The organism is Pedobacter sp., assembly GCF_045627485.1.
Taxonomy (GTDB): Bacteria; Bacteroidota; Bacteroidia; order Sphingobacteriales; family Sphingobacteriaceae; genus Pedobacter.
Genome location: NZ_JAZQNU010000146.1, coordinates 16,882 through 34,334 on the forward strand (window position 1 = coordinate 16,882; position 17,453 = coordinate 34,334).

At 42.3% G+C, this 17,453-nt stretch carries 17 protein-coding genes and 1 pseudogene; 8 read left to right on the forward strand and 10 right to left on the reverse strand.

From position 1 onward, the window contains the following. Positions 1-15 precede the first annotated feature (15 nt). The gene (locus tag ACR2F3_RS11385) at positions 16-714 is read left to right on the forward strand and encodes a peptidylprolyl isomerase (protein WP_432710099.1); all 699 of its coding nucleotides are present in this window, start codon (positions 16-18) and stop codon (positions 712-714) included. Next, positions 711-1,481 carry an exodeoxyribonuclease III gene (locus tag ACR2F3_RS11390; protein WP_432710100.1) on the forward strand — a complete coding sequence of 257 codons (771 nt, stop codon included), beginning with the start codon at positions 711-713 and terminating at the stop codon, positions 1,479-1,481. Before ACR2F3_RS11385 ends, ACR2F3_RS11390 begins: the two co-directional genes overlap by 4 nt. Positions 1,482-1,574: 93 nt before the next feature. Here ACR2F3_RS11390 and ACR2F3_RS11395 read toward each other — a convergent pair whose 3' ends face one another. From ACR2F3_RS11395 to ACR2F3_RS11425, 7 genes are all read right to left on the reverse strand, one after another. Continuing rightward, positions 1,575-2,138, reverse strand: coding sequence for a 5-formyltetrahydrofolate cyclo-ligase (locus ACR2F3_RS11395; protein ID WP_432710101.1), 564 nt, complete (start codon positions 2,136-2,138; stop codon positions 1,575-1,577). Positions 2,139-2,224: 86 nt separating this feature from the next. After that, complete coding sequence (gene efp, locus ACR2F3_RS11400) at positions 2,225-2,785, reverse strand: elongation factor P (protein ID WP_432710102.1); 561 nt, start codon at positions 2,783-2,785, stop codon at positions 2,225-2,227. A gap of 149 nt (positions 2,786-2,934) precedes the next feature. After that, complete coding sequence (locus ACR2F3_RS11405; RefSeq protein WP_432710103.1) at positions 2,935-3,561, reverse strand: ABC transporter ATP-binding protein; 627 nt, start codon at positions 3,559-3,561, stop codon at positions 2,935-2,937. An 8-nt stretch (positions 3,562-3,569) separates the two neighbouring features. Then, positions 3,570-4,355, reverse strand: coding sequence for an acyl-ACP--UDP-N-acetylglucosamine O-acyltransferase (lpxA, locus tag ACR2F3_RS11410; RefSeq protein ID WP_432710104.1), 786 nt, complete (start codon positions 4,353-4,355; stop codon positions 3,570-3,572). Further along, the gene (locus ACR2F3_RS11415; RefSeq protein ID WP_432710105.1) at positions 4,352-5,764 is read right to left on the reverse strand and encodes a bifunctional UDP-3-O-[3-hydroxymyristoyl] N-acetylglucosamine deacetylase/3-hydroxyacyl-ACP dehydratase; all 1,413 of its coding nucleotides are present in this window, start codon (positions 5,762-5,764) and stop codon (positions 4,352-4,354) included. The genes lpxA and ACR2F3_RS11415 overlap by 4 nt, the downstream gene beginning before the upstream one ends. A 16-nt stretch (positions 5,765-5,780) precedes the next feature. Continuing rightward, positions 5,781-6,839, reverse strand: a complete 1,059-nt coding sequence (gene lpxD / locus ACR2F3_RS11420) for a UDP-3-O-(3-hydroxymyristoyl)glucosamine N-acyltransferase (protein ID WP_432710106.1) — start codon at positions 6,837-6,839, stop codon at positions 5,781-5,783. 124 nt (positions 6,840-6,963) lie between these two features. Further along, positions 6,964-8,187 carry an HD domain-containing protein gene (locus ACR2F3_RS11425; RefSeq protein ID WP_432710107.1) on the reverse strand — a complete coding sequence of 408 codons (1,224 nt, stop codon included), beginning with the start codon at positions 8,185-8,187 and terminating at the stop codon, positions 6,964-6,966. 63 nt (positions 8,188-8,250) lie between these two features. On the opposite strand from ACR2F3_RS11425, the gene ACR2F3_RS11430 reads away from it, so the two are divergent. Genes ACR2F3_RS11430 through ACR2F3_RS11445 form a run of 4 tightly spaced genes read left to right on the forward strand, consistent with a single transcriptional unit; the run spans position 8,251 to position 12,181 of the window. Further along, complete coding sequence (locus ACR2F3_RS11430; RefSeq protein WP_432710108.1) at positions 8,251-9,804, forward strand: PglZ domain-containing protein; 1,554 nt, start codon at positions 8,251-8,253, stop codon at positions 9,802-9,804. A 9-nt stretch (positions 9,805-9,813) separates the two neighbouring features. Further along, on the forward strand, positions 9,814-10,239 hold the full coding sequence (tsaE, locus tag ACR2F3_RS11435) for a tRNA (adenosine(37)-N6)-threonylcarbamoyltransferase complex ATPase subunit type 1 TsaE (RefSeq protein WP_432710109.1): 426 nt from the start codon (positions 9,814-9,816) through the stop codon (positions 10,237-10,239). Positions 10,240-10,291: 52 nt separating this feature from the next. Continuing rightward, positions 10,292-11,518 carry an alanine dehydrogenase gene (locus ACR2F3_RS11440; protein WP_432710110.1) on the forward strand — a complete coding sequence of 409 codons (1,227 nt, stop codon included), beginning with the start codon at positions 10,292-10,294 and terminating at the stop codon, positions 11,516-11,518. A 3-nt stretch (positions 11,519-11,521) separates the two neighbouring features. Then, a complete protein-coding gene (locus ACR2F3_RS11445) occupies positions 11,522-12,181 on the forward strand; it encodes a M15 family metallopeptidase (RefSeq protein ID WP_432710111.1) in 660 nt (219 codons plus the stop codon). 5 nt (positions 12,182-12,186) lie between these two features. Here the strand turns inward: ACR2F3_RS11445 and ACR2F3_RS11450 are convergent, their stop codons facing one another. From ACR2F3_RS11450 to ACR2F3_RS11460, 3 genes are read right to left on the reverse strand one after another with little or no spacing between them, the layout of a single operon-like run. After that, complete coding sequence (locus tag ACR2F3_RS11450; RefSeq protein WP_432710112.1) at positions 12,187-13,362, reverse strand: MFS transporter; 1,176 nt, start codon at positions 13,360-13,362, stop codon at positions 12,187-12,189. 38 nt (positions 13,363-13,400) lie between these two features. Further along, the gene (locus ACR2F3_RS11455) at positions 13,401-14,462 is read right to left on the reverse strand and encodes an aminotransferase class I/II-fold pyridoxal phosphate-dependent enzyme (RefSeq protein WP_432710113.1); all 1,062 of its coding nucleotides are present in this window, start codon (positions 14,460-14,462) and stop codon (positions 13,401-13,403) included. After that, complete coding sequence (locus tag ACR2F3_RS11460) at positions 14,449-15,774, reverse strand: D-alanyl-D-alanine carboxypeptidase/D-alanyl-D-alanine-endopeptidase (protein WP_432710114.1); 1,326 nt, start codon at positions 15,772-15,774, stop codon at positions 14,449-14,451. The genes ACR2F3_RS11455 and ACR2F3_RS11460 overlap by 14 nt, the downstream gene beginning before the upstream one ends. A 112-nt stretch (positions 15,775-15,886) precedes the next feature. On the opposite strand from ACR2F3_RS11460, the gene ACR2F3_RS11465 reads away from it, so the two are divergent. Further along, complete coding sequence (locus ACR2F3_RS11465) at positions 15,887-17,077, forward strand: aspartyl protease family protein (RefSeq protein WP_432710115.1); 1,191 nt, start codon at positions 15,887-15,889, stop codon at positions 17,075-17,077. 29 nt (positions 17,078-17,106) lie between these two features. Then, a pseudogene (locus tag ACR2F3_RS11470) lies at positions 17,107-17,453 on the forward strand (hypothetical protein); the annotation flags it as partial.

The window sequence follows — 17,453 nt, forward strand, 5'->3', positions numbered from 1 at the left end:
AACCATAGCCTTGCCATGAAATACCTCTTAACTGTCTGTCTATCTTTTCTTTTACTAGGCGTAAACGCCAAAAAACCAACTCATCAATATGTTCGCGTAAATACCAGTTATGGGCAATGTGTGATTAAACTCTATAATGAAACACCCTTACACCGGGATAACTTTATCAAGTTGGCAAAAAAGGGTATTTACGACGGCACTTTGTTTCACAGGGTCATTAAAGATTTTATGATTCAGGGTGGTGATCCGGATTCAAAAAATGCGGAACCAGGTAAAATGCTTGGCGAAGGAGACGTTGGTTATACGGTTCCGGCAGAGTTTAATGACAGTCTCTTCCATAAAAAAGGGGTTCTGGCTGCAGCACGTGACAATAATCCAGACAAGGCATCAAGTGGCTGCCAATTTTATTTGGTGCAGGGAAAAGTCTTTACTGATGAACAGCTTGATGCCCTGGAAATCAAACGTCTAAAGTTTAGGATTCCTGAATCACAGCGTGAAGTGTATAAAACCATTGGTGGAACCCCTCATTTAGACCGGAATTATACCGCTTACGGCGAAGTTGTACAAGGGTTGGAACTTATAGACGCAATAGCAGCGGTAGTTACAGACCCAAATAATCGTCCGCTAACTAACGTGAGCATGACCGTAAAGGTGCTCAGAAATAGAGAAGCAAAAAAACTAGAGAAAATATTGAATAAAAGAACTGCCTCATGAAGATCATCTCCTATAACATAAACGGCATCCGTGCTGCTGTAACTAAAGAATTTTTGGGCTGGTTAAAAGCCGTTAATCCCGACATGGTCTGTTTACAGGAAGTAAAAGCCCTGCCGTCACAAATTCCCGATATCATTACCGTCATCGAACAATTGGGGTATACCCATTACTGGTGCCCGGCAGAAAAGAAAGGATATAGCGGCGTGGCCATTTTTAGTAAAATTAAACCCAATCATGTAGAATATGGTTGTGGTGAAGAATGGATAGATAAAGAAGGACGCGTTTTAAGGGCCGATTTTGACAACTTTTCCTTAATGAGCCTATACATGCCTTCCGGGTCAAGTGGTGACGAACGGCAGTCTAAAAAGTATGAATTCATGAAGTTTTTCGATGGGTATATAGAAAATCTGCGTAAGGAAATTCCTAACCTGATTATTTCCGGCGATTATAACATCTGTCACACAGCCATTGACATCCATAATCCAAAAAGCAATGCCAATTCTTCCGGATTTTTGCCCGAAGAACGAGAATGGATGGAGTTGTTTTTAAACAATGGCTTTATCGACACCTTCAGGCATTTTAACAAAGACCCACATCACTATACCTGGTGGAGTTTCCGTGCCAACTCTAGAGCAAAGAACCTGGGCTGGCGTATCGATTACCATCTGGCTACCCTGCCCATGCTGGATAAGTTACAAAATGTGACCATACTACCGGATGCTGTCCATTCAGACCACTGTCCGGTATTACTGGAATTAACTCCATAAAAAGCAAATCATGCTGTTCAGAACGCACTACTGTAGCTAACCCGGACAGCATGATTTAAAATTATTTTACTGTTATGCTTTTTGCGCTTTTGCCTAGTTAAAAACGAAAACACCTTCAGGGGTGAGGCACAGATCCAGACGCACATCATGTTCATCAGCATCTGAAATTTCTTCCTCAGGCGGAAACAAAGAAATACCTATTTTTTTTGCTGTTGTGCCTCGCAAGAAACGATCATAAAACCCTTTTCCATAACCTACACGCTGGCCTTGCCAATCGAATGCCAGCAAGGGAACAAGAACCATATCAATATCTCCTGTATGCGGGTCTGCAGCTTGAGGCTCCAGAATATCATAAATGTTTTTCACCAGGCTATCCGCACCGGTGTATTCATGGTGGGTCATCAAAGCGGTATCAAAGTCAGATCTGGGAACAAGAATTTTAATGGAAGGGTGGTTAGCATGCAACCAATCGATAAACAGGTACATGTTTGGCTCCATTTTCTTTTCTATTGGGAGAAAAAGGTGTAACACCCTGATACCAGAAAAGTCGAGCTGTGTAAAATGAGCAAGTATTTGCTCACTAAGGTCCTGTAATTCTTCGGGTGATAAAGCGTTTCTACGTGCGGTTGCTGTTTTTCTGATGGCGGCCTTTGTCATTTGAAAACAAAGATAAAAAAAGATGGCTTCGGGAACCACTCCGAAGCCACAATCAACCTAAACCTAAAACTAAACTATGAAAACTCTTATTTAACTCTTTCTATATAATCACCTGTACGTGTATCAACCTTTATTTTATCGCCCTGGTTGATAAACATCGGGACTTTTATTTCTACTCCGGTTTCTACAGTTGCGTATTTTAAGGCATTTGTAGAAGTATCGCCCTTTACTGCAGGCTCCGTATAGGTAACTTCTAATTCAACATGCGATGGGCACTGCGCCATAATCGGCTCGTCGCTTTCAAAGGAAATCATCACTGTCATCCCTTCTTTTAAGAATTTAATAGAAGATCCGAATAAAGCCCTGGGAACATTAAACTGTTCAAAGGTCGTATTATCCATCACGACTAAGAAATCTCCATCGTCATATAAATACTGGTAATCGTTGGTCTCTACTCTACAGATCGAAACTTCTTCGTCTGTTCTGAATCTGTACTCCACCAATTTGCCAGATTTAATATTTCTCATTTTTGCCTGGTAAAACGCTCTCAGGTTGCCTGGAGTACGGTGAATTAATTCTTCCACCTGTACCAACTCTCCGTTAAAACGAAGAATATTTCCATTTTTTACTTCTGATGCTTTTGCCATTACAAATTGAAATTGTGTCTAACTTTCGACCCTATTTCGTGCCGCAAAGGTAAGGACTATTTATATATTCTACAATAATAAATTTGAAATATTTTTCATAGACTAATGTACTCCAAATTATGTGACATTAGCATTAGAAAACGGGCGGTTTAAGTAATTGTTTTGTAATCTGTAACCTGTATCAAATGGTCACAAAAATTGTACTCGACTTCCTGGTTGGAGCAAACTACGACTAACCTGTTTTTAGCATAATCACCAATCAGTTGGTGATACCAGTTTACACCTTGTACATCAAGGTTTGAAGTCGGTTCATCCAGAAGTAAAATCGGCGTGTCAGAACAACAAGCCAGGGCAAGTTTCGTCCGTTGTTTCATTCCCGAACTAAAGTATTTCAGGGGCTTATCCTGCGATTTTGCCAATCCCAGGCGGTGTAATACCTGTTCCGCATCCATGCCCTGCTGAAATGCTTTAAATTGAAAGTGAAAGTCAATAGTTTCCTGCAGACTAAACTCTTCAATCAGGTCCAGGTAAGGGGCAGCAAAACTAATGTACTGGTAAATTTCATCCACCAGTACAGCTTTGTCTTTATAGTGGTAATCAATTTTGCCTTCCGAAGGGCTTAAATTACCTAATACCACACTTAATAAGGTCGACTTACCTGAACCATTAGGCCCAAGAATGGCATACTTCTCTCCCGCTTTAAATTGGTAGTTGAAGTTCCTGAAGATCCATTCCTGGTTAAATCGTCGGCCGGCACCTTTTAAGTCGATTGTCATGGTGTTATTTAGTTGCCAGAGCCGAAGCCTTTCATCACGCCACGGTTAGAGTTTCTGATAAAATCAACAATCTCATCACGAATCTCCGTTGGCTTAAATTCAGCTTCAATCATATCCAAAGCCTTGGTTACATTATTGTGTTTAACAAACAGCACGCGGTAAATCTCCTGAATTTCGTTGATTTTTTCAGAAGAGAAACCTCTCCTTCTTAAACCTACAGAGTTAATCCCTACATAAGATAAAGGTTCACGTGCAGCTTTAACATAAGGTGGTACATCTTTTCTCACCAGTGAACCACCGGTAACAAATGCATGTGCCCCAACTTTAACAAACTGGTGTATAGCAACCAGGCCAGCCAATACCACATAGTCACCAATGGTGATGTGACCTGCTAACGTGGTGCTGTTAGAAAATATACAGTAATTTCCTACCTCACAATCGTGGGCAACATGTGAATAGGCCTGTATTAAGCAGTTGCTGCCTATTACGGTCCTCCATTTATCTTTCGTGCCTCTGTTAATGGTTACGCACTCTCTGATCGTGGTATTGTCACCAATCTCAGCAGTGGTTACCTCTCCGGCAAACTTTAAGTCCTGTGGAATACCTGATATCACAGATCCAGGAAAAATACGGCAGTTTTTGCCAATACGGGCGCCATCCATGATGACTACGTTGGACCCAATCCAGGTTCCTTCTCCGATGACAACGTCTTTGTGGATCACCGCAAAAGGCTCAATGACAACATTGTCAGCAATTTGTGCCTGAGGGTGAATATATGCTAATGGTTGGATCATATGGTGCGTTCACTTTCTTTAACTTTGGAAATCTGGGCCATCATTTCAGCCTCTACTACTATTTTCGTACCAACCATTCCCACACCTTTCATTTGTGCAATTCCTCTTCTGATAGGTTCAACCAGGTCACACCTGAAAACAATCGTATCGCCAGGTAACACCTGTGCACGGAAACGAACATTATCGATCTTTAAGAAGTAGGTAAGGTAATTTCTCGGATCAGGAACAGTACTTAATACTAAAATACCCCCTGTTTGTGCCATGGCTTCAATTTGTATAACTCCTGGCATTACCGGTGCACCGGGAAAGTGTCCTTTAAAGAACTCTTCGTTCATGGTTACGTTTTTAACGCCTACCACATGGGTCTTTGTCAATTCAAGAATCTTGTCTATGAACAAAAATGGTTGTCTGTGTGGCAGAATATCCATAATCTGCACCACATCATACAACGGCTTTGCCGCCGGATCATAAACATGTTGTACTTTTTTCTTTTTTTCTTTTTTAATGGCTGCTTTGATCTTTTTAGCAAAGGCCACGTTGGCCGCATGCCCCGGACGGGCAGCCATAATATGACCTTTTAAGTGTACGCCTACCAAAGCAAGGTCACCAATCATATCTAAAAGCTTATGTCGTGCTGGTTCGTTCTGGAAACGCAGCTTCATATTATTTAAAATTCCTTGCGGCGCAACGTCGATTTCAGTCCTGTTAAATATCGTAGCAAGGTGGTTTAACTCCTCCCGGGTTACTTCTTTATCCACGATCACAATGGCGTTATTTAAATCACCCCCTTTAATCAGGTTGTTCTTCAACTGATACTCCAGTTCATGAAGGAAACAAAAGGTGCGGCAGGAAGCAATTTCTTTTTTAAACTCAGCAATACTAGACATCCCTGCATGCTGACTTCCTAAAACAGGAGAATTGTAGTCAATCATACAAGTAAACCTGTAGTCATCCAACGGCATGGCTACGATCTCCACTTTACGGTCCGCTTCCGTATAAGTAATGTTATGTGGTATTTGAAAATACTCACGATCCGCTTCCTGTTGAACAACTCCTGCGCTTTCCAGTGCTTCCAGAAACATAATGGCGCTTCCATCTAAAATAGGTGTTTCCGGACCGTCAAGCTTCATCAGCACGTTATCCAGGTCCATCCCTACCAGCGAGGCCATCACATGTTCTACCGTACTTACACTTGCCCCATTTTGCGAAATTGTTGTGCCGCGGGCGGTATCAGTTACATTATCGCAATCTGCATCTACAACGGGCTGGCCAGGAAGATCAATTCTTTGGAATTTAAAGCCGTGGTTTTCCGGAGCAGGACAAAAGGTTAAGGTAACATTAACACCGGTATGTAAACCGACTCCACTTACTGAAACCTCACCTTTAATGGTTTTTTGTTTAACATTCATTGTTTCTGATTGTATGCTACTTAGTATTATTTAATAACGATAGTTCTTTTAGCTTGGCTTCCAACTGCACAATCCTTTGTTCAAGGGTCGGCAGCTGTTTAAAGATTACAGATGCACGCATCCAATTTCTTAATGGTTGCGCCGGGCTACCGTGCCATTGTTTGTTTTCTTCGCTAATGTTAAAGTTTAACCCCGCTTGTGCACCGATTTGTGTGCCTTTGGCCAGCGTCAAATGACCGGCTATACCAACCTGTCCGCCAATTACAGAATTTCCGCCCAGCTTGGTACTGCCAGAAATACCTGTCTGTGCAGCAACAACGGTATGTGCACCCACATCAACATTATGTGCAATCTGAATCAGATTATCCAGTTTTACCCCTTTTCGGATAAAAGTAGAACCCATCGTTGCACGATCAATAGAGGTGTTAGAGCCAATCTCCACATCATCTTCGATAACTACATTTCCAATCTGTGCAATTTTACTATAAGTTCCGTCAGCTTGTGGGGCAAAACCAAAACCATCACTCCCAATTACCGTATTGGAATGAATGGTAACCCGTTTCCCTAATACAGAACGGTTGTATATTTTAACCCCTGGAAGCAAAACACAATCTTCGCCTACCTTCGAATAGTCACCGATAAATACATGCGGATAAATCTTGGTATTATCGCCTATCTCTACAAATTCAGAGATGTAAGCAAAAGCACCAATGTAAACATTCTTCCCAATTTTTGCTGATGGATGTATAAAGCTGGGCTGTTCAATACCCGAGCGATTGGCAGTTTGACTTGTTACTTCTTTATATTTACCTAACAATACAGAAAAAGCACTGTAAGGATCTTTTACCTTAATTAAGGCACAGCTAACCGGCTGCGCAGGGACAAAATCATCCCCTACAATCACTACTGAGGCAGCAGTTGTATACAAATAATTCTCGTACTTGGGATTTGACAGGAAGCAAAGTGCCCCAGGTTTACCGTCCTCTATTTTAGAAAGCTCCGCCACCTGAACGTTTTCATTACCCACTACGGTTCCACTTAATAGCTCGCTAATCTGCTTGGCAGTAAATTGCATTTTACAAAGGTAAATGTTAAATTGATATGAACAAATAAACCCATTTTGCAGCGGTTGTGCTACAAACACAAGGAATATATCTGCAAAAAAACGGAATTAAAATGAATTGTTTTGTTAAAAGACCTTAAATAATACGAGGATAACAAAGTATATATTTTCTTACCGTTTTGTCTAATGATTCTAAATTAGATAAATCTGAGGCTTTTACAATGTCAATCAGTGTGTTATTTTTTAATAAGATATTTATGTTACCACAATCGGCATTATACGCTCGATTTGTGATCACATCAGTGAACACAAAATATTCAGCCTCCTCCATACTAATTTCATATACCGCAGCCACATTCTCCTTTAAAAAATTTACCCTTTCCGCTGTTACAGGTTCGAACCCAATCTCTGTTTTTAATAACGACCGGGTCGTCAACATCTGGCATAATTTCGACAACACACGGTCCGGGTGTTCCTGCCACACTTTAATGGCCGCAAAAATATCCTGGTCATCCAGCTTAACAAACTGTTTCAAATGGATGTCATGGCTAAAAAACTCATCCGGAGAGATGTCTTTGACCAGAAAATGATGCAGGGCTGGCGTGGCAAATAAAGTTTCCCCACGTAATGCAAGTTCCCGTGCCCGCGCCAGGATTTTAACCAATAACTGCTCACCCGCAATTACTGTTTTATGCAAATAAACCTGCCAGTACATGAGCCTTCTGGAAATCAGGAAGTTTTCAATGGAATAAATCCCTTTTTCTTCAATCACCAGGTGATCATCCACTACATTAAACATCTTGATAATGCGGTCAAAACTGATTACACCCTCACTCACCCCGGTAAAAAAACTATCCCGGTTCAGGTAGTCCATGCGATCAAGATCCAGCTGACTAGAGATTAACTGGTGCAGAAAAGGCTTCTTCCCATCACCCCTGAATACCGTTAGGGCATTGGTTAACCGCCCCTCGAATTCATCATTCAGTTTCTTCATCAGCAACATGGAGATATCCTCATGGTGTATGCCCTTAACCAGGCTATGCTCCAGCGCATGTGAAAAGGGCCCGTGACCTACATCGTGTAGCAAAATCGCTATTGTGCCCGCCTCTTCCTCTTCTTTTGTCACAACATGGCCCTTACTGCGTAATACTTCTATCGCAAGGCTCATGAGGTGCATAGCACCCAAGGCGTGGTGGAATCGGGTGTGCAAAGCACCCGGATACACCAAATGCGTCATCCCCAATTGCTTGATATAACGCAGACGTTGAAAATATGGATGTGAAATCAGGTCAAAAACCAGTTCTGACGGTATATTTATGAAACCGTATACAGGATCATTTATTATTTTCTTTTTGTTCAATCTGCCCCAAATAAATTATACGGTACAAAAATTGCTAATTTTATCCATAAATTAGAAAACATAATGCAGGAAACCAAAATTCTATGGGCAGACGATGAGATCAACTTATTAAAACCACATATATTATTATTGAACGAAAAAGGCTATCACGTTACAACTTTTACCAACGGAAATGATGCCCTGGAAGCGTTCAGTAAAGAGCATTTCGATCTGGTTTTTTTAGATGAGAATATGCCTGGACTAAGTGGCCTGGAAACTTTATCAGCCATAAAAAACCTTAACAGCGAGGTTCCGGTGGTTTTAATTACCAAAAGTGAAGAAGAAAACCTGATGGAAGACGCCATCGGTTCCAAAATAGATGATTACCTCATCAAACCGGTAAACCCTAAACAGGTGTTACTGACCATCAAAAAAATTATTGACAATAAACGACTAATCAGCGCAAGAACGTCCATGGCGTACCAGCAGGATTTCAGGCGCCTTGGCATGACCCTAAACGATAAGCTAAGCTATGAGGAATGGGTAGATGTCTATAAAAAGCTTGTTTTCTGGGAACTGGAACTCGAAAAACTGGATGATCCGCAAATGCATGAAATTCTGACCATGCAAAAATCAGAAGCGAACATGCAGTTCTCCAAATTCATCGAAGACCATTATTTAGGCTGGGTAAATGGCAAGGAGAAAGCGCCTTTACTATCCAACGACTTGTTGAAGCGTAAGGTCTTTCCTTTGGTTAACGCTACCACACCCGTATTTTTTATCCTAATAGATAATTTGCGTTACGATCAGTGGAAGATCATAAACCCCCTCATTACCGAATACTTCCGCCTGGAGGAAGAAGATACTTATTCCAGCATTTTGCCAACTGCCACACAATATGCCCGTAATTCCATCTTTTCGGGTTTAATGCCCCTGGAAATGGAACGTAAACATCCTAATTTATGGCAAAATGACGATGAAGACGGTGGTAAAAACTTACATGAGGAGACTTTCCTCGGCGAACAGATCAAAAGGGTCATGCGTAAAGAATGTAAGTTCAGCTATAACAAAATCCTTACCTATGACGACGGAAAGGCACTGAACGAACAGTTCAATAACCTCATGCAAAATGAATTCAATGCCATTGTTTATAATTTTGTAGACATGTTATCTCATGCCCGTACCGATATGCAGATGATCCGCGAACTGGCTAATGATGATGCCGCATACCGCTCCCTTACCCTTTCCTGGTTTGAACACTCCCCTTTACTGGAACTGCTTAAAAAGTTGAGCCAGAAACAAGTGAAACTGGTAATTACCACCGACCATGGTACCATACGCGTAAAACGTCCGAGTAAAGTAATTGGCGACAGAAGTACCAACACCAACCTACGCTACAAACAAGGGCGTAACCTGAATTTCAATGCCAAAGAAGTGTTTTTAATTAAAAACCCACATGAAGCTCAATTGCCAAAAATTAACATCAGCTCCAATTATATTTTTGCCAAAGAAGATCGTTATTTTGTTTACCAGAACAACTACAACCAGTTTGTAAATTATTATAATGAAACCTTTCAGCATGGCGGGATCTCACTTGAAGAAATGATTATCCCAATTGCTACTTACAGTTCACGTTAGTTTATACCCATGACCCTACACATAAACGGCCTCCATGACCTCAAAGAGGCCGCTCACCAGTTATTAGACTTTGCCGGCGAAGAGAAAATCTTCGTGTTCGAAGGCGGTATGGGCGCAGGAAAGACCACTTTTATTAAGGAAATATGCCTTGCGCTTGGGATTACCGACCTTGTTTCGAGCCCTACTTTTTCCATCGTTAACGAATACCTTACATCAAACAAGGAAGCCGTTTATCATTTTGACTTCTATCGCATCAAAGACCTTCAGGAAGCATACGACATTGGTTATGAGGAATATTTCTTTTCCGGGCAGATCTGCCTGATTGAATGGCCTGAAAAAATTGAACCCTTGCTGCCAGAAAATTATATTAAGATAAAAATCGAACCTATCGATGAGGAACGGAGAGAGATATCCTTCGTTAAAATTAAATCATAGGTTTTTCGGGTTAAGGATTTTATTGTTAAATTTAAGCGAAAAAAACATTGAAATGTCTACAGGATTAAGAGAAGGAATGGCCGCAATTGCTCAACAAGGTTTACAACAACCCCAGGAAACTTTATCAGCAATTAAACAGAAAAACAACAGTCTGTTCATTGGCATTCCAAAGGAAATCTCTTTCCAGGAAAACAGGATTCCACTTACACCATTGTCGGTAGCACTGCTGGTTAACAATGGCCATAAAGTTTTAATTGAAACCGGAGCTGGTATAGGCGCTAATTTCTCCGATCGCGACTACAGCGAGCAGGGTGCTATTATTTCCTATAGTAAAAAGGAAGTATTCGAAGCCGATATTATTGTTAAAATTGCGCCCCCTACCCTTGAAGAAGTGGCCCTGATGCACAAAGGCCAAACGCTGTTGTCGGCGCTGCAAATGGGAACCCTCAATGAAGGCTATGTAAAGGCGCTGATGAATAAAAAGATAAACGCCCTCTGTTTCGAGCACCTGCGCGATGAAGGAAAGGTGCTTAGTGTGGTACGCGCCATGAGTGAGATCGTTGGTGCAACCAGTATATTTATCGCTGCCGAATACCTGAGCAGTGTAACCGGCGGCAAGGGGCTCATGCTAGGTGGTTTTACAGGCGTACCACCCACAGAGATTGTAATTCTGGGCGCAGGTACCGTAGGCGAATACGCCGCCCGTACAGCGCTTTCGCTTGGCGCGGAAGTCAAAGTATTCGACAGCTCCATATACAGGCTCAGACGCCTGCAAAATAACTTAGGCAGCCGTGTATTCACTTCCGTGATGCAGCCTATTGTTTTGGCTAAAGCGATTACAACCTGCGATGTGGTGATTGGTGCCATCCGTGCCAACCATGGCCGCAGCCCTTGTATCGTGATGGAGGAAACAGTGAGCCGTATGAAACCAGATTCTGTAGTAATTGATGTGAGCATCGATCAGGGTGGTTGTTTTGAAACCTCAGAAGTAACCAACCACGCTAACCCGGTATTCCGTAAATACGATGTGATACATTATTGTGTCCCTAACATCGCCTCCCGTGTACCCCGGACGGCCTCTTATGCGCTCACCAATATCCTTGCGCCTATTTTAATGGATATTGGCGATTTAGGTGGGCTGATGAATGTGGTATGGAACCGCCCCGGCATTCGCGAGGCATTATATATTTACCAGGGACACCTGACCAGTAAAGATCTGGCCAATATGTTCAACCTTCCTTTTAAAGACCTCGAACTGCTGGTGGTTTCTAATCAATAGTCCATGAAGTTAATTACGTACTGTATTGTCTTTCTGCTCTACCTGCCTGTGCATGCACAGCTGGTTGTAACCAGCTCCTTAAAAACCTATAAGAACGGGGTTAAAAAACATCCGGAAAAGGAGCTGATTGATATTAAAAAGGCAATTCCTGGTATCACGCTCGACATTCGTTATGCAACCACCAATAACTTCATGAAAGAGGTGATGTATCCCGAAGCCCGGGCTTTTGCCCGCAAACCGGTAGTTGAGCAACTCAAAAAGATACAGGCAGAACTCCGAAAACAAGGTTATGGCCTGAAGATTTACGATGCTTACCGTCCCTATGCCATTACCCAGGCCTTTTATAAAAAAGCCTCCGATAAAAATTTTGTGGCTAATCCCGCAAAAGGCTCCATCCATAACCGTGGTTGTGCGGTAGACCTCACCATTATCGATTACAAAAGCAAGAAAGAAATCGAGATGCCTACGCCTTACGATAGCTTCTCTCCTGCCGCAGCAGCGAATTACAAGAATTTACCCCCAAAGGCGATCCGTAACCGCGATTTCCTGATTAACACCATGCAAGCCCATGGCTTCAAAGTATTAGCTAACGAATGGTGGCATTACGACTTTAACGGATGGCAAAACTATGAACTGCTTAACATTCCTTTCAAAAGCCTTTAATAATACTACGCCTTTATTTCTGCCTTTTTGTAGATGTACTGCAGGTAAACCAGGGCGAGTATGGTAACTCCGGCACAGCAATAAAAAATAACTGGAATCATGCTGAAATCATTGATAAAAAACCAGCCCGCCAGTAATGCCCCAATACCAATACCTGCTTCCAGTGCAATATACATCGTTGCCATGGCTTTGCCACGGTGTTCCGGGTGACTTAAATCAATGGTCCAGGCGGTTGCTGTAGGCGATAACATCCCTGTGGCTATTCCATATAAAGCAGATGCACATAATAACGAAAGTGAACTGCTCGAAAAGCCAATCCATACCATGGCGACCGCAAGTAAGCCTAGAGATATCTTCATAATCAGCACACGGCCGTATTGATCAGATACCTTACCTGCAACAAAACGGATAAGCAATGAGGTTAACGTAAAAACCACAAAGAACAGCCCTTTGTTGCTGGTGCCCAAATGATTGCTCCAGTCGGCCACTACGGTTAAAATAGCACCGTAACTAATGTAACTCATAAATATGATCACACAGGCCGGAATCACCCGCCATTCGATGATATCGCTAGCCCTAAGCTTTAACAGGCCAAAACGAAATTTTTGCCTGTCTGCCAGGGTTTCCTTCATGTTGGCGAGAATAACAATAGACAGTAAGGCAAATAAAGAGGAACAGTAAAACAGGATGTCGATAGAATAATGTGCAGTGATGGTACTTCCTATCGCCGGGCCAATGGCAAGGCCGGTAGTAAAAAAGACACCGTGAGCACCCATAGCCTCGCCCATACGGTGATTAGGCACGATATCGGCAATATAGGCCGCAGTGGCAGTTGGTTTAAAGCCTGTAGAAAATCCATGCAGCAACCGTAAAAATAAAAAGCCTGCAACGGTAGTGAGGATCGGATACATAAAACCACATAAAAAGCACACTATAGAGCCAACCGCCATAACCGGGATCCGGCCTATTTTATCGGTAAGCATGCCACTAAATGGTCTGGAAATTCCAGCTGTTAAGGTAAAAAGCGCAATGATTAACCCTTTATATTCTGCACCACCCATGGAGGTTAAGTAAGAAGGCAGCTCCGGAATCAACATATTGAAACTTGCCGAAAACAGGAAGGAACTTAAACAAACTAAACCAAATTGCAGGGTATATATAGAATCGTCGCTCTTTTGCATGGGTACTCAAATTGTTAAAAAGCTGCAAAGGTACGGCTTTACTCCCCCGTATGAATTCTTTTTAACAGTAAATCCAGGTGCTGCTCACGGTGCCAGCTACTTATAACAATACGGTTGAGTATCTCGCCATGCTGGTCGGGATATGCAAAAGAAGAGATCAGCACCTGCTGATCCTTTAACGTTTTACCAAGGTTTTGGTTTTCACTTAAATAGACAGGAAATCCTTCCAGTGCTGCAAAAGCAGATTTCTGCTGGCCTAAACCAGCTGAGAAATACCGGCATAAGTCCTTCAAACGCTCCAGCTCCATGATATAAAGCATCTCTGATTTGATAAAAGCATACAGCCCTGCAGCCGCAGGTGGCGAAGCACCCAGAAAAACAGGGCTTTGTTTCAGGATAGAAATCAGCTGTTGGTCGCCCAAAATCAGGCCGGCATCTACACCAAGTGCTTTAGCCATTGAAGCCATCACTAACACCCTTACATTGGGTAGCTGCGGAAGGCAGCAATAACTTCCCAAGCCACCGTTTAACATCCCCAGCCCATGCGAATCATCAACCAGCAACAGTACTTCCTTGCCTGGCAATACCCCAGATAAAAATCCAAAATCATAAATTTCAGGGAATAAATTATTCATGGAGTTGCTAACCAGTACAAAACGGTCGGTTTCACTCTGGTTAATAACATCTACTACATGCCTGCTCCAATAGCCGAAAGAACCGGTAACCTGAGGATTTCCATGCTGCCAAAGTGCTGGATGCGTTGCTGGTGCATAAATAACATGACCCCAGTCGGCAAAATGGCGTACGGCCAATTGTGCAGCCAGGTAACCACTGGAGATAATTAAAGCTGCTTCGGCACCAAATCGCTTGGCTGCAACCTGCTCAGCCTGGTCATATATCCCTAACTGAACATTGTTGTTTCTGCTCGTCCCATTGTTTATCCCATATAACTTTAGGCCTTCAATGTAATAATCCCTGAATAAGATATTCTGCGGCATTCCCAAATAAGCGGTACCCCCGAAATACAGGAAAGATTGGCCCTTTCTGTCAATGACTGGACCTATGGCCCCCGGAAGGTGATTAAACTTAAAAGCGTTCATGAATTTGGGTAACAATCTTTTCCATCTCTTTACGAACCGTAGCGGTTGTTTGTACAAAATTATTGTTTAAAAAAGCATAAATGTAAATTTTTCCTTTTTTGGTAAGCACATATCCACTTTGGTTATGGGTATTTGACAATGTACCTGTTTTACCATACACAAAGGGTTTGTCGGTTCTTGGATAAGCGTTGCGCAAAGTACCCGACTGCCCCCCTGCCGGCAACATAGAAAATAGGCGCTCCTGGTTGTTTACCTCCTTGTATATCATTTGAAGTAACATCACCATGTCACGCGGGGTAAACAAATTACCGCGCGACAAGCCTGAGCCATCCACCCATACGGGTTTATCTGGCAGCGCTGTTAAATAAGTTTCAGTAATATGTTTGATGGCTTTTTTTGTACTCAGCTCGTCCGATAGCTGGTTGCTGTAAACCAGGAGCAGTTGTTCGGCAATAAAGTTATCGCTTGGCAGCATCATCTCTTTCAGCACCGAATCCGTTTTAACATTATAAACCGTTTTCGCATCAGCCGGCATTTTCATGGAAACCAGGCCCACTTCTTTCCGCAACGTATCACTTAACATCGCTAAGGTGGTTGCCGTATTGATTTTATAAGGTACCTGCTGCTTATAATTATCTTTAATAGGCACATTAGGATAATGAAATACATTATGGTCAAACTCACGGGTAATGCGGAAGTCGCCGGTGGTAACTGAAGAATCTGGTACGAAGCAAGCTTTAAACAAGCTTGGCACCATTTGCAGCTGTCCACCTTTGGCACTTAAATTAAGCAGGTTGCCCATCAAAGGGAGTTCATTAATCTCGGCCTGGTAATAGTCGTTATAATCGTCCCAAGACCAGCCGTTGCCATAAAAACTTCCTGTGTACCGGCCAGGGGCAAAAAATAATTTACGCTCGCTCGCTTTAAGAAATTCATAGGATTTATTTCCATTTAGCTGGCTCAGCAAAAATGACGGGTCGCCAGTGCCCCAGAAAATCAGGGAGTCACCGCGTTCTACATACCTTAAAGATGGGATAGAATCCGGCAGCATTTTTAATCCCGCATAAAAAGTATACAGTTTTGTATTTGATGCAGGCGTAAAATATTTATCTACGTTTCTACTGTAAAGCATTTCCTCTTTTTCCAGGTCGTACAGTGCAAAACCCATGTGGTAGGTATTAACAATTTCAGAGTCGGCAAATGATTTACTCAGCTGTTTGTGCGCTTTATGCTTCACGCTGCAGGACTGAAGGATAAGACTGGTGAAAAGCGCAGCAAAGGCAATTAAAAATGGGCGGGGAAATACGTACATGCGTCAATTATAACTTATGGAATTTCTGTCTAATTTATTAAATTAGTTTATGATATCCTCTCTGCTGTTCATAAAAATCTTTGTGCTCAGGTTTGCCCTAATTTTTACCATCATGGAAATATGGGCCAGCCCGTTAGCATATGGACAGTATTTTGTTTTCGATGGCGATCGAAAAAAGGAAACGATGTCCTTTACGCTCATTAAAAACCTCATAATTGTACCGCTGTATATCAATGGAAAAGGGCCTTTTAACTTTATTCTCGACACGGGCGTAAACCCACTCATCATTACTGACGTTAGCATGATAGACAGCCTGCAATTGCAGGGCCTCCGCAGTACAAAACTCTCAGGGTTAGGTGCCGGAAATGATATTGAAGCTTATTTATCTGATCAGATTGATGTGCGTTTCGGCAACGCCTCTATGAGTAATATGCCTACTGCGATCTTAAAAACAGACCTTTTTAACCTTTCCGATTATGTGGGTCAGCGTATTTATGGTTTAATCGGATTTCACTTTTTTAATAGTTTCACGGTCCGCATCCGCTATCCTTCGAAAAAACTGACCTACAGCCTGCCTGACGTTCAAGTTAAAAAGAAGGGAGAAAGAATTCCATTGGAAATGATTAACAATAAACCTTACGTGCAGCTGTGGATCAGTAGTGATAAGGAAGAAGATATTGAAGTGAAAATGATTATGGACATTGGTGCCAGTCACGCTGTATCCATGGAATCCTATGAAGGAAAACCTTTTCCCCTGCCCGAAAAACACATCAAAGCAAACCTTGGTGTTGGTTTCGCCGGCTTAATCAGTGGGTGGATTGGCCGCTTAAATTCAGTAACCGTTGGCTCTAAAACCTTTAAAGATGTGCTTACCTCCTTTCCTGAATTTAGCCAGGCGGGCGCAAAAACCGGTGTACCCGTGCGCAATGGAAATTTGGGCAATAACCTGCTCAAGCACTTTGACCTTACCATCGATTATGCCGCCAATGCCATGTACCTTAAACCCAACAGTTTTATGAAGGCTACCTTTGAACACGACATGTCGGGTATGGAAGTTTATGTAAAACATGGCAGTCCCGACGCCTATTTTATTGGCCGCATTGAGCCTGGTTCGCCTGCCGAAAACGCAGGGATTTTAACCAACGATCAATTACTTTCTTTGAACTTTAAGCCCATAGAAGATTATAACCTTGATGATATTGACCAAATGCTGAAATCGGGCGACGGTAAAAGGATGATTCTTCAACTGGTGAGGGAAAATACCCTGGTTTTCAAAATTCTGGTTTTAAAAAGACGGATCTAGTACTTTATATTTGTGGCAAAGCCCAATACATGCCAAGAATTATTTTTCTATATATCTTACTCGGTGCCACCACCTTATTTTATAGCTGCAGGGAAAAAGAAACACCCGTCAAAAAAGTTAAAGCTGTTCCAACCGAAAGGATGGATTTTAGCGCCATTAAAGGCATTACCTACCACGAAGTAAAGCGAAGGTTCTCTAACGGCCTTTCCTTCGACTCGATGGGTTTTCAGCAAGAACCAAGCTGGATCATTAAATTTGAATCTAACGATACCGTAGCGGCTTATAGTCCGCAAAAAAACAGGATGCAGCGTTTTTACCTGCATTACGACCATGGTGATGTCTATAATTTTGCCAAGGAATGGTTCCGCATCAAAAG

Excerpts from the sequence above, each read along its gene's own strand:
- ACR2F3_RS11450 (WP_432710112.1), bottom strand. The coding sequence starts at position 13,362 with ATGCAAAAGAGCGACGATTCTATATATACCCTGCAATTTGGTTTAGTT.
- tsaE (WP_432710109.1), top strand. The coding sequence starts at position 9,814 with ATGACCCTACACATAAACGGCCTCCATGACCTCAAAGAGGCCGCTCAC.
- ACR2F3_RS11440 (WP_432710110.1), top strand. The coding sequence starts at position 10,292 with ATGTCTACAGGATTAAGAGAAGGAATGGCCGCAATTGCTCAACAAGGT.
- ACR2F3_RS11385 (WP_432710099.1), top strand. The coding sequence starts at position 16 with ATGAAATACCTCTTAACTGTCTGTCTATCTTTTCTTTTACTAGGCGTA.
- ACR2F3_RS11455 (WP_432710113.1), bottom strand. The coding sequence starts at position 14,462 with ATGAACGCTTTTAAGTTTAATCACCTTCCGGGGGCCATAGGTCCAGTC.
- ACR2F3_RS11415 (WP_432710105.1), bottom strand. The coding sequence starts at position 5,764 with ATGAATGTTAAACAAAAAACCATTAAAGGTGAGGTTTCAGTAAGTGGA.
- ACR2F3_RS11405 (WP_432710103.1), bottom strand. The coding sequence starts at position 3,561 with ATGACAATCGACTTAAAAGGTGCCGGCCGACGATTTAACCAGGAATGG.
- ACR2F3_RS11460 (WP_432710114.1), bottom strand. The coding sequence starts at position 15,774 with ATGTACGTATTTCCCCGCCCATTTTTAATTGCCTTTGCTGCGCTTTTC.
- ACR2F3_RS11390 (WP_432710100.1), top strand. The coding sequence starts at position 711 with ATGAAGATCATCTCCTATAACATAAACGGCATCCGTGCTGCTGTAACT.
- ACR2F3_RS11395 (WP_432710101.1), bottom strand. The coding sequence starts at position 2,138 with ATGACAAAGGCCGCCATCAGAAAAACAGCAACCGCACGTAGAAACGCT.
- efp (WP_432710102.1), bottom strand. The coding sequence starts at position 2,785 with ATGGCAAAAGCATCAGAAGTAAAAAATGGAAATATTCTTCGTTTTAAC.
- ACR2F3_RS11465 (WP_432710115.1), top strand. The coding sequence starts at position 15,887 with ATGGAAATATGGGCCAGCCCGTTAGCATATGGACAGTATTTTGTTTTC.
- lpxD (WP_432710106.1), bottom strand. The coding sequence starts at position 6,839 with ATGCAATTTACTGCCAAGCAGATTAGCGAGCTATTAAGTGGAACCGTA.
- lpxA (WP_432710104.1), bottom strand. The coding sequence starts at position 4,355 with ATGATCCAACCATTAGCATATATTCACCCTCAGGCACAAATTGCTGAC.
- ACR2F3_RS11445 (WP_432710111.1), top strand. The coding sequence starts at position 11,522 with ATGAAGTTAATTACGTACTGTATTGTCTTTCTGCTCTACCTGCCTGTG.
- ACR2F3_RS11430 (WP_432710108.1), top strand. The coding sequence starts at position 8,251 with ATGCAGGAAACCAAAATTCTATGGGCAGACGATGAGATCAACTTATTA.